Origin of the sequence: Gracilimonas tropica DSM 19535 (assembly GCF_000375425.1) — a bacterium.
In the GTDB taxonomy this organism is placed as follows: Bacteria; Bacteroidota; Rhodothermia; order Balneolales; family Balneolaceae; genus Gracilimonas; species Gracilimonas tropica.
Genome location: NZ_AQXG01000008.1, coordinates 41,580 through 57,200, shown reverse-complemented (window position 1 = coordinate 57,200; position 15,621 = coordinate 41,580). Strand labels below are relative to the sequence as shown.

14 protein-coding genes are annotated in these 15,621 nt (G+C 41.2%); 6 read left to right on the top strand and 8 right to left on the bottom strand.

What is annotated here, in order from left to right; all coding sequences use genetic code 11:
* Nucleotides 1–42: 42 nt before the first annotated feature.
* The 5 genes from B151_RS0112535 to B151_RS0112515 all read right to left on the bottom strand — a co-directional run bounded on the left by B151_RS0112535 (nucleotide 43) and on the right by B151_RS0112515 (nucleotide 2,899).
* Nucleotides 43–555: a Spy/CpxP family protein refolding chaperone gene (locus B151_RS0112535; RefSeq protein WP_157470985.1), complete on the bottom strand. Its 513-nt coding sequence runs from the start codon at nucleotides 553–555 to the stop codon at nucleotides 43–45.
* Nucleotides 542–874: a hypothetical protein gene (locus B151_RS0112530; RefSeq protein WP_020403991.1), complete on the bottom strand. Its 333-nt coding sequence runs from the start codon at nucleotides 872–874 to the stop codon at nucleotides 542–544. The genes B151_RS0112535 and B151_RS0112530 overlap by 14 nt, the downstream gene beginning before the upstream one ends.
* Before the next feature lie 3 nt (nucleotides 875–877).
* A complete protein-coding gene (locus B151_RS0112525; protein ID WP_020403990.1) occupies nucleotides 878–1,507 on the bottom strand; it encodes an RNA polymerase sigma factor in 630 nt (209 codons plus the stop codon).
* A 78-nt stretch (nucleotides 1,508–1,585) separates the two neighbouring features.
* Nucleotides 1,586–2,086, bottom strand: a complete 501-nt coding sequence (locus B151_RS0112520; protein WP_020403989.1) for a Spy/CpxP family protein refolding chaperone — start codon at nucleotides 2,084–2,086, stop codon at nucleotides 1,586–1,588.
* An 81-nt stretch (nucleotides 2,087–2,167) separates the two neighbouring features.
* Complete coding sequence (locus tag B151_RS0112515) at nucleotides 2,168–2,899, bottom strand: M48 family metallopeptidase (RefSeq protein ID WP_040517017.1); 732 nt, start codon at nucleotides 2,897–2,899, stop codon at nucleotides 2,168–2,170.
* Between the two features lie 136 nt (nucleotides 2,900–3,035).
* Between B151_RS0112515 and B151_RS0112510 the strand changes: the two genes are divergently transcribed.
* A complete protein-coding gene (locus B151_RS0112510) occupies nucleotides 3,036–3,935 on the top strand; it encodes a mechanosensitive ion channel family protein (RefSeq protein ID WP_020403987.1) in 900 nt (299 codons plus the stop codon).
* A gap of 88 nt (nucleotides 3,936–4,023) precedes the next feature.
* Here the strand turns inward: B151_RS0112510 and B151_RS0112505 are convergent, their stop codons facing one another.
* The gene (locus B151_RS0112505; RefSeq protein WP_020403986.1) at nucleotides 4,024–4,773 is read right to left on the bottom strand and encodes a ZIP family metal transporter; all 750 of its coding nucleotides are present in this window, start codon (nucleotides 4,771–4,773) and stop codon (nucleotides 4,024–4,026) included.
* Nucleotides 4,774–4,849: 76 nt separating this feature from the next.
* Complete coding sequence (gene lgt / locus B151_RS18715) at nucleotides 4,850–5,680, bottom strand: prolipoprotein diacylglyceryl transferase (RefSeq protein ID WP_020403985.1); 831 nt, start codon at nucleotides 5,678–5,680, stop codon at nucleotides 4,850–4,852.
* 202 nt (nucleotides 5,681–5,882) lie between these two features.
* Here lgt and B151_RS0112495 point away from each other — a divergent pair, with 202 nt between their 5' ends.
* From B151_RS0112495 to B151_RS0112475, 5 genes are all read left to right on the top strand, one after another.
* Nucleotides 5,883–6,584 carry a protein-L-isoaspartate(D-aspartate) O-methyltransferase gene (locus B151_RS0112495; protein WP_020403984.1) on the top strand — a complete coding sequence of 234 codons (702 nt, stop codon included), beginning with the start codon at nucleotides 5,883–5,885 and terminating at the stop codon, nucleotides 6,582–6,584.
* Nucleotides 6,569–7,717: a DUF368 domain-containing protein gene (locus B151_RS0112490; RefSeq protein WP_020403983.1), complete on the top strand. Its 1,149-nt coding sequence runs from the start codon at nucleotides 6,569–6,571 to the stop codon at nucleotides 7,715–7,717. The genes B151_RS0112495 and B151_RS0112490 overlap by 16 nt, the downstream gene beginning before the upstream one ends.
* A 112-nt stretch (nucleotides 7,718–7,829) precedes the next feature.
* Nucleotides 7,830–8,810 carry a universal stress protein gene (locus tag B151_RS18710; RefSeq protein WP_020403982.1) on the top strand — a complete coding sequence of 327 codons (981 nt, stop codon included), beginning with the start codon at nucleotides 7,830–7,832 and terminating at the stop codon, nucleotides 8,808–8,810.
* Nucleotides 8,811–8,960: 150 nt separating this feature from the next.
* The gene (locus B151_RS0112480) at nucleotides 8,961–9,923 is read left to right on the top strand and encodes a universal stress protein (RefSeq protein ID WP_020403981.1); all 963 of its coding nucleotides are present in this window, start codon (nucleotides 8,961–8,963) and stop codon (nucleotides 9,921–9,923) included.
* Nucleotides 9,924–10,237: 314 nt separating this feature from the next.
* Nucleotides 10,238–11,506 (top strand): tyrosine-type recombinase/integrase, encoded by a 1,269-nt coding sequence (locus B151_RS0112475; RefSeq protein ID WP_157470983.1) that lies wholly within the window; start codon nucleotides 10,238–10,240, stop codon nucleotides 11,504–11,506.
* A 710-nt stretch (nucleotides 11,507–12,216) separates the two neighbouring features.
* On the opposite strand, the gene B151_RS0112470 is transcribed toward B151_RS0112475, so the two are convergent.
* Nucleotides 12,217–15,432 (bottom strand): type ISP restriction/modification enzyme, encoded by a 3,216-nt coding sequence (locus tag B151_RS0112470; protein ID WP_020403979.1) that lies wholly within the window; start codon nucleotides 15,430–15,432, stop codon nucleotides 12,217–12,219.
* Nucleotides 15,433–15,621: the final 189 nt, after the last annotated feature.

The window sequence follows — 15,621 nt, the reverse complement described above, 5'->3', positions numbered from 1 at the left end:
ATACGGAATTACCGACCGAACTTCGAATCTTGTACATATCCATTAACGGTGATTTTGGCGTCGCCTCTCATGTTGCTGTTCTCTTGTTAGCGACTGCTTCATCACTTCACGAAAAGTTGCTTGCTGATCCTCAGATAATGACCGGCGCATTTGTTCCATATGTGAATACATTTTGCTTTCCATCTTCGAAAAGTGAATAGTCAGCACATTTAACAAAGAATCCCGAACCTCCTTATTGCCGGAGTCTGGTCCCAGAACAAACTCAATATAATCCCGACGTTTATCATCCAGTTCTTTACGTAACAATCGCATTTCCTTGAAATGACTTTGCCTTATTGCAGATATAGTATCCATTTGGGCATCTGACAGTTGGAGCTGTTCAAAGAAAAATGAATGCATCTCTTTTTGGGATTCACGGCCGGTTCTCCAGGGCCGGTTTTCCGGTGCATTTACCCATAAAGTGATCAGAATTCCAATATTTAGAATCACCATGATGATGAAGCCGGTGAGTGTCCATTTATATTTCTTCTCAAGATCCATGTTAATTGTCCTCAAGTTGGTTGTAATAATTCAGGTCAAAAACCCGGTATTCTTCAAAAGTTTCTGCGGGGTAGTTGGATGAAGACTGGGCATCTTCGCCAGAAACAGTGCTGCCGATCAGTATAGTGGATATATTCAGGATGATGATCAGAATTACCGCAGCTACAGAAAAAGCAAATCCCAATCCCGGTGAAGAAGCAGTTTGTAGTGTTTCATGTTGCAATTTTGATTGCACCCGACTATAAAAAAAAGCATCTGTTTTAGCTCGTTCCATGTTATCCAGCGACTCTAAGGTCTTCTGTACTTCGTGGTCTATGTGATCTTTGTTTTTCATAGCTCAGTCCAGTTCATTTTGTTGATAAAATTCATAAAGCTGCTTTTTTAGATTTTCTTTAGCGCGATGGATCAAAGATTCTACTGCGGGCACGGTCATTTCCATTATAGTTGCCACTTCCTGATAACTCAATCCTTCCACTTTTTGTAATGTAAAGGCTGTTCGTTGCTTTTCCGAAAGCTTGTCGATCTCTCCAAAAAGCACCCGGGCTCTTTCTTTATTTTCCAGCTGAATACCGGGGTGCATAAAACCGGATTCATCCATCGCCTCATCCGGCTCATTGAAAAAAGAATTTAGGGCTTTAAAAAATCCTGAACGCTTTCCCCTTTTTCTGTATCGGATCAATTCCAGTGATTTGGTAACAGCAATTCTGTATATCCAGGTAGACAGAGATGCTTCTTCTCTGAAATCAGCAATCGAATGATGGATCTTTATGAATACTTCCTGTGATACATCTTCAGCATCATGAGGATTCCGCAAAAATCCCAAACAGGTGTTATAGACCCGGTCTTTATACTTATTTACCAAGTGTTTGAAAGCAGCCTCATCACCTTGTTGAAGCTGCTTTAGGAGTTCTGAGTCCTCGATGGCACCGGCAGTTTGGGTTAATACTGTTTGGGATACGAATGACATTATACTTAGTCCAATACTTAAATAAAATGCAGAGATGCTACTCCCTGCATTTTGGTCTCAAGCTACATTAAACCTTGCTTATTGATTCCACCCACCATTGCGTTTGTTACCCATTCTCTGGCCTTGGTTCACGTGGAAATTGTCAAATTTGATGCGTTGCTCCTCATTAAGAAGCTGTTTGATCTGTTGCTGATGTGTTGCTCGTTTTGTGATCATTTGGGCTTGCAGGCTTCCAATCTCATTGGCTAACTGCGACACTTTAGCGGCATCGTAATTATTACCGACTGAAAGTGTACGAAGCTCTGCACGTTTTTGCTGAAGAGTAGTTCGAAGCTCCAACATCTCTTTTTGTCCGTTGAGATGTATCGTGTTAATTCCTTCTTCTTGCTCTTCGGTGAGATCTAACATCGCCATTAAGCGGGTATGCTGCGGAGCATTTTGGGTTCCGGACATTTGTGCACACTGACCTTGATTGAATCCGGGTCGGTCAGCCCGATTAAATCGTTGTTGTGCATTTACATTGGCAGTAAATGCAAACAGTACAAGTAGAATGGTAAATGATCGAATAGTTGTTGTCATGAGATTCCTCTCCGTCTAAGTTGGTGTTCATTTACTTAGATGACAGATCTACTGAAAGCTTTCGGGGAAAGAATAAATTTTTTAGCAAGATCTCATTGAACTTCTTCCATTCAACTCATCCTGTAATGCTTTCCAATCAGGAAGGAATTTCGTCATCAGCCCATAAAATCGTTTGTTATGAAGGCGTTCGTGCAGGTGAGTCATTTCATGGACAACCACATATTCAAGCAGCTCGGGTCGTTTTTTTGCCAGTTGAAGATTCAGCCATATTCGTTTTGCCCGGATGTTGCAGGTTCCCCATCTTGTTTTCATATCCTTCACTCCAAATTCCCGGACTGATACCTTCATGATCGGTTCCCACTTTTCGATCAGCTTCGGAATTTCTTCTTTCAATTGCGTCCTGTACCATTCCTTAAGCACCATTGCTCTCTTATTTAAATTGGTGCCGGGCCTGACCTTCAGGTGAACAACCTGCTCCGTTACGTTTACTTTTGGTGGGCTGTTTATTTCGTTTACTTGAAGTTCATATTCATCCCCCCAAACAAGAAGCTTTTCACCGGTGGTGTATTGAAGGTTTTTTTGGGGAGGTTTTCTGCTGTTTTTTTTAGCTAAATGCTTGCGAATCCAGGGAAGCTTGTCTTCAATAAAACTTCGTACGATCTCATCCGGGGTTCGTCGCGGTACAGAAATCCGAATGGTATGCTCGGCAGGATAAACCCTGAGATTTAAGTTTTTCACATTCTTTCGAAGAACCTCGATGCAGAGGCCATCCACCTGAATATGCTTTTTTTGATAGATCTTATGACGCGGCATAAATCAATAATGGGATAAATAGAATGAACATGAGGAATCAGATTGCTGATAAATAATTACTTACAAAAATAAATGGAACAATACACGAGCTAAAACTTTTGTAGAAGATATAATCAGAAATGAAACATAAGGAGTTATGGAACTAAATAATATTTATGATACCGTAGTTGGAAAATTAGAAGGCTGGATTACTACTGCCATCGAGATGCTGCCCAATCTTGCAATGGCACTTTTGGTAATGGTCATCTTTTATGCTCTTGCAAAGTTTATCAAGAAAACAGTAGGCCGGGTGTTGAATAGGGTAACCTCCAACAAAACAGTAACCGGATTAATCCAGACTATTATTGGGGTATTGGTGCTTGCAACAGGAATATTCTTTGCCCTCAGTATTTTAAATTTGGATGGAGCCGTTACCAGTCTGCTTGCCGGTGCAGGTATCATAGGTTTGGCCTTAGGTTTTGCCTTTCAGGATATTGCCTCGAATTTTATCTCAGGAGTATTGCTTTCAGTTCGGCATCCTTTTGGGATCGGGGATATCATCGATACAAACGGATATTTTGGAACTGTTGAAAAACTAAACCTTAGAAATACAGTGATTCGAACACCGCAAGGACAGATCGTATATGTTCCCAATAAATCGGTTTATGAAAATCCCTTCACTAATTTCACCAAAACAGGAATGAGACGAATTGACCTAAGTTGTGGGGTATCTTATGGGGATGATCTTGAGAAAGCCCGAAAAGTTGCTATTGAAGCCATCGAAGATTTAGAACATCGGGATCAATCCAGAGACGTGGAATTGTATTATGATTCTTTTGGTGGAAGCTCGGTAGATTTCAAGCTTCGGTTTTGGATCAAGTTCAATACCCTTCCGCAATATCTTGGAGCAAGAAGTGAGGCTATGATCACACTCAAAAAAGCCTTTGATGAGAACGACATCATGATCCCATATCCCATCACTACCCTGGATTTTGGAATTCGAGGTGGCGAAAAGCTGGACTCCATGCTCAAAAATGGGAAGCCCGGTTCAAATTGATTCAAACTTCAAATTTAATGATCTAAGAATAAGTGGCTCTGAAACGCTGTCTTAAAGCAGCTCGCTCCTATGCTCTGCGTAGGAGCGATTAGTGCCCAATCAAGATCTGAAATGCACTCATAGCTAAAATGGCAAGGGTAACCCAAAGGCCTACTTTTTTGGGTTCACACTTTTCCAAAGCTTCAGGGATCAAATCAGCAAAAACCATCCATATCATGGCCCCGGCTGCAAGCCCCAATCCAAAAGGCAGGTATTGCCTGAAAACTTCAACGAATAAAAAGGCAGGAACAGCCATAATAGGTTGTGGTAAACTGGAAAAAATACTCCACCAAACAGCTTTGAGGGGAGAGGTACCCTGGGGCACCATCACCAAGCTGATGGCCAGGCCTTCCGGGATGTTATGAACGGCGATTGCAATAGCAATAAATATCCCGAATTCCATGGTGCTGGCAAAAGACACACCAACGCTCACACCTTCAGCAAAGGAATGCACGGTCATGATACCCAGAAACATTATCATAGCCATTCGTTTGCCACTGGCTACGTCTGTGATCTTAACCTCCGAGCGACCTTCCATCCAATTGTTGGCAAGGATGATAATGATCACACCGGCCAACATTCCGGCTAAGGTCATCCACTGATCAATGTTGTACCCTTCCATGATAAGGCTGAAACTGGCAGCAAGCATCAGGCCCGAAGCAGCTGCATTTGATTTCCCTAAAAGGGAGGGGGAAATATCTTTGATGAAGAAAAAAGGTATTGCTCCTATACCGGTAGCTACAGCCGTTAGCAGGGCATATGCAAATACTAAAAATACGGTCGAGGATAAAAATTCCATACGCTTGGTTTATTGAGCGATGAATATACCTGCCTTACAAGGTTTTAGCTACCTTTCCGACAAATTTAGAATGGAATTAAATAGAAGCGTCAGGCCCCGGCTTTCTCCAATCCACCATCTTCACGACAATATAAATTCCGATCAAAACCATAGGGATACTCAGTAATTGTCCCATGTTGAACATCCAGTCGCTGGCAAAATTAGCTTGTGGGATCTTAGTGTACTCCAGGAAAAAACGGCCGGTGAACAGTAAAATAAGGAATGTTCCAAACAAAGAACCTTCCGGAGGATGTGCTTTATATTTTTTGTAGATAAACCAAAGCACGGCAAAAACGGCGATACATAACACCGCTTCATACAGCATGGTTGGATGCCGCGGCACCATACCCATGGGTCCGGGCAGATTGGTAAAAATGACACCAAAAACAGAATCCGTCTCGTGGCCGTAGATCTCGGAATTGAAAAAATTCCCCGTTCTGATGAAAGCTCCCCCAACCGCAGTCGGAATCACAACACGATCGGCTAACCACCAAAAACTCATATTCGCATGTTTCTTCGCGAGATAATACATAGCGATGATGATCCCAATCGCAGCCCCATGGCTTGCGAGTCCCCCTTTCCAGATAGCGAGAACTTCGCCAAGGTTACGCAGGTAATAGGAGGGATCATAAAAGATCACGTGGCCCAGGCGGGCTCCAATTACCGTGGCGACCAAGATCCAGGTTAGCACGCTTTCCATCTCCTCAACCTTTCGTCCGGAATCTTTCCACATTCTTACCCCAAACATATAGCCCGAAACAAAAGCTCCGGCAAATAATAGTCCATACCAGCGTGGGGCAAGCGGACCGAGTTCAAATATAACGGGATCGATACCCCATTTGAGAGTTTCCAAGAAAGCTAAGATCATAGGTCGTGTTGATGATTAGGTCATCTCAAAAATACAAAGCTGCCTTTGATAAAAAAATAAACTTCTCCGGTTCTAAAGATCTCCAAAGGCTACGCCTTCAGGAGTTTTGCCAAATAAGGCGGCGCCTCCGCTTTCTTATCAATATCCATGCTAAAAAATTAGATCCATAAGAATCAAATTCTACCCTCATTTTTTGAACGAAATGCCTATACTTAATCCTTCAACAGAACCGGGATTTAATCAAAAAAAGGTGCAGGACGATCGTAGATTTGTAAGGCCGCGAAGGCAGTTGGTGGAGCAGCTCCGCAAAAAGGGCATTGAAGATGAACAGGTACTTCAGGCCATAGGAAAAATACCCCGACACCGGCTCATCGACACAGCCCTGCATTCCAAGGCATACAATGATACTGCGCTTCCAATTGGGATGGGGCAGACGATCTCTCAGCCTTTTACCGTAGCGGCTCAAACCGAATTATTGGGGATAGATCGTGGAGATAAAGTATTGGAAATTGGGACCGGTTCTGGCTATCAATGTATGGTTTTATGTGAATTGGGAGCCGAAGTTTACAGTGTGGAACGGCATAAGGAATTATATCACAGAGCAAAAGAATCGCTGCATGAATTGGGATACCGGGCCATGCTGAAAGTAGGCGACGGAACCCTTGGCTGGTCCACTTATGCACCCTACGATGGCATTGTAGTAACGGCCGGCGCCCCGGTGGTTCCGGATGATCTGGTGCAACAATTAGCTATTGGCGGACGATTAGTGATCCCGGTTGGAAATGATGAAAAACAAATGATGTTGCGTATTACACGAGTTTCAGAAAATGAATATGATCGAGAAGAATTGGCCGATTTTAAATTTGTACCCCTCATCGGCGAAAAGGGATGGGGAGAATCATAGTGGCTGATCCAAAAAAATCAACCTCCCCAAAAGATACCACCACATTTAAAGAAGCTCCGTTTTTAGCCCTCAAAGGGTTTTTGATGGGATCGGCGGATATTGTGCCGGGCGTTAGCGGTGGCACCATGGCTTTGATCGTAGGTATTTATGAACGACTGTTGAATGCCATCAAAAGTGTAAACGGACGGTTTCTTAAGCTTTTCTTTTCCTTGAAGTGGAAAGAAGCCTTTCAGGAAATGCATATTTTTTTCCTGGTCACTTTGTTTGCGGGTATATTTTCTGCACTGGCTTTTTTTACAAAAGTAGTACCCTTGCAGGTATATATGTTTACCCATCCTGAGATCGTCTATGGCCTGTTTTTTGGCTTGATCGTAGGCTCCATTTATATCCTGATCAAAACATTGAAACGCTTTTCAAAAATAGAGTTTTTGATGTTGCTCATAGGGATAGCATTTGGCATATGGATCGTCTCTTTGGTGCCAACAGATACACCGGAACACCCCGCTTTTGTGTTTTTAAGTGGAAGCATAGCTATTTGCGCCATGATTTTACCGGGAATTTCCGGTTCATACCTGTTACTTATCATGCGTAAGTATGATTACCTGCTTTCGCAGATCGGCAAGCTGGGAGGAGTTGAAACTGTAGACGGACTAATAGGCTTGTTGCCTTTTATACTTGGTGCCATTGTAGGATTAGCCGCTTTCTCACGGTTTTTATCCTGGCTGTTATCCAAATATCATTCGCAAACCATAGCGGTATTGATCGGTTTCCTGATAGGTTCTTTATATGTGATTTGGCCTTATCAGCACAGAGAGTTCGTAGAACAGGTACGGGAAACAGAGGTCGTGTACATGACCGATCCCCGGGCTCAGGAATTAATGGAAAACCCACAGAGTACAAATCTTCCGGAATATGAACGTATAGGAAAGATCCGAAATGCTGAATCCAATTTTGATGAGATGAAGCAGGTTGAAATTGAGACGGTCAAAAACAAACTGATCAAATCTGAACCATATATTCCCGGCTGGATTGGAGCCAAAAAAGCGGATCATCCCAACGTTTGGGGCGGAGTAGCCGGAATAATTGTTGGAATGATTATGGTAGGGGGATTGGAGCGGCTGAGAGACAAGTGATCCTTCTCAAATCCCTTAAATTGGGTTAAATTATTTTTTATTGGGGAATGGAACATTATCGTCCATTAACTTATTTTAAATAATAGGTTATAAATCAAATTGAGGAGAAGCCATGGACGTCAAACGAATTCTAATTCCCACCGATCTATCAGAAGAGAGTAATGTGGCGCTTGAGTCAGCCGATCTGTTTATCGAAAGCTTCGATTGTACGGTAGATCTGATGCATGTGATCCCGCTTTCAAAATATCTTGGGGATAGTTTTGACAAAATTGGAGTGCCTCTGAGTATGGACAGGGACATCTATCCCAAGCTGATCGAAAACCAGCGAAAAGAACTCTCTGCTTTCGCCAATAAGCATATCAAGAAAAAAGAGAAAAGGGGAGAGTATATCGTCACCATTGACCGAAAGCCCTCCGATTCCATTCTTTCACAAATTGAGAAAGGTAAATATGACTTGGTGATGATGAGTGCAAAAGGGTCACATGTGGGTGAATTCTTTCATGGTAGTGCAACTGATAAAGTCATTCGAAGGTCTAAAACTCCTGTATTGACGCTTTCGGAGAAAATGAAATCCGATAAGATCAACACCATCGTAGTTCCTTGTGATTTTTCCAATCATTCCCTGGCAGCCATTCCGATGGCATTTGATCTCGCTTTTAAGTTTGGTGCCAAGCTGGAGATTCTAAATGTGATCGAAATGTACGCGCATGATGTGCATGGTGTTGAGCCCATGTCAATCGGTATTGATGAAGAAGCAGTATATGGCGGACTTAAAGGCCGGCTGAGGTCTTTTTTCAAGGATTTTAAAGAGCATGATTTTCGGGTTGAAGATGGAGAGAAACAGTTTCAGGATAAACTGATTCATACGGTGGATGGAGAAGAACAGACACTGGATTTCAAAACGGTGATTCTGAAGTCGGTTGCAGCTCACCACGAGATCATCGATTATGGGAATGAACATGCAGATCTGCTGGTGATGAGTACACACGGACGAACAGGACTTTCCAGGATGTTACTCGGCTCAACAGCTGAACAGGTGATACAACATCTTGAAATTCCTCAAGTCACGATCAAGCCGGAGTTGAAGAAATAGAGAACAGACTTGGGATCTCTGTTTTCAGAAATGTAATGCTTTAAGCAGGATGGGGCTATGCCTCACAAAAAGTAACGCTAAAATTCTTCATTCAACCTTCACAGTTTTTTGTTAAGATCGCATAAACAACTAATAACAGAGGAGGTTGTTATGAAAGCGCGTCACATCTTAGTTCCCACTGATTTTTCGGAAGCATCTTTAGAGGCTGTAAAAATGGCTGCCAGGTTTGTGGAGCTGTATGACAGTACCGTGGATCTGATCCACGTAATACCATTAATGAGTTATTATGATGAAAGTATGGAACATCTTGGCGTTCCATTCGACATGGAGAAAGATCTGTATCCCAAAGTGCTGAAAGCTTCCAACGAAAAAATGCATGAGATCGCAGAAAAATATCTTCCCAAAGAGCACCGGGGTCAGTTAATCAATTTAGTGGGCCGAAAACCCTCACATGTGATCGCAGAACAAGCGAAAAACAGCCAGTATGATCTTATCATTATGGCGAATAAGGGTAAACATGAGACCAAAGATGCCCGAAGTAACATCACCGAGAAAGTGATACGATATTCCGAAAAACCGGTCTTAAGTCTGAATAAAGCATTCGATAAAAAGGGTATCAATGAAATATTGGTTCCGGTTGACGGTTCTGATGAATCGGCAACTCCTTTGGCCGAAGCATTCGAAATGGCGCTTGCTTTCGATGCACGAATCACACTTATGCATATTATTGAGCCCTATACTTTGGGAATGGAAGTGCTGCCAATGACCATTGAAGATGATGAATCGGTATATAAAGCACTAATTAAGAATATTCAGGGTTATTTTGGAAAACATCCTGAACTGGGACTGAGTATAAAATCAACAGGTACTGATTTTGAAGATATGATGACCCGAAAAGAGAATAAAAAAAGCGAATCTGTACGAGTGGTAAGCCTTGTGAAGAAAGGATTTTCTGCTCATTCAGAGATTTACGATTATGCCAATGAGAATGCCGACTTAGTGGTGATGAGTACACACGGCCGGACAGGTATAGCTCGTGTTCTATTAGGTTCCACCACCGGAATTGTAGCGCAACATCTTGAGAAACCATTGCTGACCATGCGGCCTGAATAAAGGCTGCCAAAAAAGTAAAAAAGGCTTTTATCTGGCGGGGAAACCTTGTAAATTTGCGACCCTCTTAAAAAGAGACCAACTCCATGGGCCCGTAGCTCAGTTGGTTAGAGCAGTCGACTCATAAGGCGGAAAGTACGAAGCTTATCTTGTGTGTTTTTAAAGTACTGAAAACGCCAAAAAGTGCCTCAATAGTTAAAAAAAAAGCCCCTTTACTTACTTTTGTAAGCGAATTTTAGGGAATGATTTGTACACTTTTATTCCCTTCCATTCCCTTGAATCTGGTTCGTTTTGGGGTACATTTTTGGAGACTTATCATGGCATATCTCAAGAAACGAAACCGCTATTATTATGTCCGATATCATAGTTCCGTAAAAGGCGTTTCTCAAACCATTACTAAATCGCTTAAAACCCGGCATAAGGATGTAGCACTCAAAATGATCTCGAAGCTGGAGCGCTTGGAGAGCCTCGGTAAAATTGATCCATTCCATCCCAGTTTTGACCCTATTGCAGCCTTAAAAGAAGTGGAAAACCCCTACAACTGCCGAACGGTTCGGGAGGCGATAGATATGTTTTATGAATCCAAGAAACATTTATCACCTGCGACTATTGCTGCATATAAAAGAGTTTTAGAATATTTTGTGGAATTAAATGATCTTGAAAAAATTGATCCACGCAGGATACACCTCAAGCATTTTGAAAGGGTCATTCTCAGAAAAGAGATTAAAACAGCCACTATGGGATTTTATTTCAAACATCTAAAAACCTGGTGGTATTATTTAAAAAAACGGAAGATTGTGACTAAAGATCTGATCGATCAGATAAGGGAAGAATTACCCAAAGTCCGATCCAGTATTCGACCAAAAATGATTTCTGAAGAAGAACTCATGTCGGTTTTTGAAAAATTTGACGAAGAACTAGAGCGAAAAAAGAAACTTCCGGAATTTGACCCCAGAAAAGTTCAGCACTGGTTTAAGCCTATTCTGGCTCTTTATTACTATGCCGGATTGCGTAAACATGAAGTTGGTCATACACCTGAATTACAATACTCGGGACTAAAAGGGCAAAATCTTGAATATGTAGATGATGAACTCACCTTTATCTATCTGGGCCCGACAAAAGGAAGAAAAGAGCGATTTATTCCAATTTGCAAAGAACTTCGTGGGTATTTGGAAGATTATTTAAAAATTCGGGGTTCTGTAAAAAATGATGATTTCATATTTATCTATCAGGGAGGACCAACCAAAGGCAAAGCTGTACGTGGTGATCGGGTGTATTACGAATTCAAGCGCTATGCGAAGTTAGCCGGAGTACCTACAACCAGAACCCTTCACGGAATGAGACATCAGGCCATCACTACCTGGATTGAGGATGGTTTTCATACTGCAGAGGCTTCCTTAATGGCCGGACATTCCAGCCAGCAGGTTACCGAGAAGTACACGCACCTTTCGGTAAAGAACCTCAAAAGAAAAATGGATAAGATAGAAAAGCGAAAAGCTGAAGAAGCTAAGGAAGAGCAAAAGAAGCCAGCGACTCAGATTGATACAGTCAACTATTTCTTCAGTGAAACGAGTTATTCTGCTTAACTCATAGCTATGATTACCTACTTTTTATGGAAATAAACAGTAGATAATCAGCTGTTAACCCCAGTGTTTTTAGAAAAAATTGATTCGGATAGTCAGTATTCAAAAAAGTTTAAACAAATCCAGGGCTTTTTCTGCTAAACTGCTAAGATTGACCCAAAATCTATCAAAACACCCATTAAATCATCGTTTATTTACAAATAACTAACTGCTAAGGTCTGCTAACAGGTGCTAAAAGCTGCTAAAATCTCTAGCACACTTTAGCAGTTCTTAGCATTTTCTTTAAATCTTTGCTAAAACCAATATCCCTTCTTTTATATAAACCGGACCATCTTTTAAAAAACTTAGCAGTGTTTAGCAGCTTAGCATAGGTTTTTCTTTATTTATTTGAAAGAAATAGACATTCGGGTTTCGGTATCTAGTCATTATTGAATGATTCCTTATAACAAATCACTTGAATTAGGCCACATTTAGGCTAATAACTTTCGTTAACTAATACTTACTGTCAATTTCTTTGAAAGATGTGAGGGATATTAGAAATAATTCGTGATTTGAAACTTATAAATTACTGTTTAATTGAGCCTTTTTGAGATTCGTTTAAAAAAATTGAGCTATTTTCGCCTTTGGGGAGTCTTTTTTTAAATACCGAGCTGCATTAAATGCTGTTTTATTCCAGTTTACTCATATAACTCCGCAGAATTCCAGGAAAGCTTTTAAACGTCCAACACTTCATCAATCTCCTGCATCAACCGATCTGTCTCCATAAGGGCGACGATGATTTTTTGATAATGACGAATTTCATCAATAGATAATTTACGGTCCCGACGGTCTTTGAGCCACTTTTCAGCAGGTTGGTAGCCGCCGATGTAGAACTCCCAGGCTTTTTTGGGAACCTTACCGAAGTACTGCTCATCATTAATCCAGACCTTGCCTATAGTTTCATCATCGTCTTCCGGAATAAATCCCGGATCTGTTTTTGTAAGCCGGTTGGAAATTACATTGCTTCCTGCAACGGGATAGGTGGTTATAAATTTTTCTACAACCGGATGCTCCAGTAAGTGAATTTGGCGCAGCTCTCCACCAAGTTCTACGAGTTGCCAAAAAAGCTCGGGGTCTTCGGGGTAAGGCACTCTTGGAAAGTCGATTTTCAGAAACTCTTTGTATTTCTCCCGGTAGCTTGGGGAATGCAGTACTGCGTAGATGTAATCGAGTAGATCAATAGGAGCAAATGTGCCTTCTGTTTCCTCTTTTTCCGGAGTGAATTTTAGTCCAAGCTTTTTCGCTATTTCACCTAAAATCTTTTTATTTAAGTTAGGTGTACGATCCGGTTTGCCATCGAGGGTTTGTTGGGTGGATTCTTCGGGGTAGAGATATAAAGGAAATATAGCCGACTGGGTTGTTCTTTCACCACATTTTGCCTCTGAAAGATTCTGAGAAATATAAAAGTGGTCACATGTTGGGGATTTATTACTTCTTCCTGTAATCAATCCAATATTTTCATACTTAAGAAAGTTTTGCATTACCTCTCTTCTGCTTCGTTCAATCAAAGCATCATCGTAATAAATAAACCTTTCGTCAAAAGGTCTATAACTTATTTTCTGCACCAAATCATTTGACACATTACCGATATCACTTTTTGCCTCCTTAACTGTCCAACTCTTATTCTCATTAATACCATATTTCTTTATAAGTAAATCTGAATCAAGATTTTCAAAGTCTTCAATTCTTTTTATAAGTTTTTTCTTGTTGAAATCTATTACAAAATCATCTCTTGATGTAACCACTCCAACTGTACTTGTTGGCATTAATTCTGTTAATTTAATTCCTGAGTGGAAATCTTTCTGAAGTTCATAATTACTTAGTGAAAAAAAGTAATTTGGTTTTACATTTTTAAGCTCTTCAAAATCAATACTTGAAATATCATTATCATTTAAAAAGCCATATTTGCTCTCCCTTAATCCATAGACATCCTTATGAAATACTTTTGCCAACTCTTCAGAATAATCTTTTTCTTTGATAAAAATATTAATAGACACCCCTTGCTGAATATCGAATACATTTTCATCTTTCCCACCTTCAGGTGTCTTTTCTTTTCTATTTGAGTTGCCATGTAAATCAATCGTATAAATTTTAGAATAGGTCTTAAGTAAATTCCATCTCATTCCTCTGAAAGTAGGGTTGTTTAAAAACCCATGAGGATTGATAAACGCTAAAATTCCTTCCCCGTTTTTTTCAATAAAATGCTGACCATATCTAATAAATTTCACATAATCATCGTTAATCCATTTGGGGTTTCGCTCTTTCAATTTCACCTTACCACCCGGTTCTTTTTTGTAGTCCTCCATTAGTTTCATAATCCACTTACCTTTGTTAGCGCTTTCACCACTATATGGGGGGTTCCCTAAAACCACCATCACCGGAGTATCGCGTTTGATATGGTTGGCTTCATTGGCTTCTTCACTTAGCCACCCGGCAAAAAGAGTACCGGTGTCGGGGTGGTGTTCTTCCAGGGAGTTGGTGAGATATACTCTAAACCGTTCACTACCACTTGGCTCGACACCAGTTTCACGTAGCAGCAGATCCAGTTTCAGGTGTGCCATTGCATAACTGGCCATTAATATCTCAAATCCATTCAGGCGGGGGATCAGGTGTTCTTCCACGTAGGTGGCCCAAATGCCTTGCTGTCCTTCAAACTTGGAATGAATTTGTTTGATCACTTCAGCGAGGAATGTTCCAGTCCCAGCAGCCGGGTCTAAAATCTGTACTTTATGGACTTCTCGTTCTTCTTCAACCATGCCACCCTTGTGACGCTTGTCGTGAGTGGGGACTTTTACCTTCACTTTTGTTTTGGAGGTGTCAGCCAAACCTTCTTTGAGGCCAAAATCGTCTTTCAGAATATCATCAACCGCTCGTACAATGAAGTTCACCACTGGCTCAGGTGTGTACCAAACTCCGCGACTTTTCCGAAGCTTGGGATCGTATTCAGCCAGGAATGTTTCATAAAAATGTATGATGGGATCTTGCTGCTGAGTAGCTTTGCCAAAATTCTTGAGAAGGCCATCAACATCGGTAGCTCTGAAAATATCAGCTAATCCATCTACCACCCATGTGATACGATCATCCAAGTCATAACCGGCTATGTATTGGAAAAGCTTACGAAGAAAAGGATTGGTTTTTGGAATAAGCGCAGCTGCCTCATGTCGATCAAAGGTATCTAAAGTCGAATCGTGTAATCGAGCAGCAAACATACCGTAAGCAATGGTCTGTGCATAGATATCTGCAAATTCCTTAGCGCTGATATCATGAATTAGCACATTCTGAAATGCAGCAAGTTGTTCCCGCAGGGTATTATTAGCCGTCTCGTTTACTTTGTTTTTCTGCTTTTGTTCATCGGCATTCAGGGCTTTTTCAATAACATCAGCGAGGATTCGGGCTTTACCGGCCATCATCTTCGACAGCTTATTGGCACTGCGGATGGTTTGCCCCACATGTGTCCCAAAATCTTTGATGATGTTTTCAAACTCGTTGTAGTTCTCAGTCAACCCAACGATGCTACCGTCTTTGATTTCAGCAATAGCAACGGATGTCAGGAATTCTCCATCCCGATATACACGGAAATTGAGATAATCAGTAAAGATCAGATTCGGAAGACCGGTTTTATAGCGTTCAAACTGCTCCTTATTCCTCTTCATACCCTCAAGATCCGGATCGCCTATATCTTTGGCTTCAATGTATCCAACGGGAATTTTGCCTTTAGTGAGGATATAATCGGGGGCTCCAACATCTGTTCGTGAGGGTTCATTGGTTATAAGCAGATCCGGCAACAGCTCCCCAAGCAACGTTTGCAAATCGCCCCGATAACTGTGTTCCCTCGAAATGCCTGATTTATATCTTAGATTTAACTGATCAACGTATTCCTGAATGGTCATAGATAAACAATTTGGTTGGCGCTTAGGCTAACAAAATCAGTGCTCAAAGACAATGTAATTTCTTCCTGCCAATGATGGCTATAAACAACGTTTCCTTTATTCAATATATGATCACGCCTTTGGATACTATAATCTCACTCAATAATTCCGAATTTTTTTATAAGTAACCGCCCTTAGACACGGGTATGT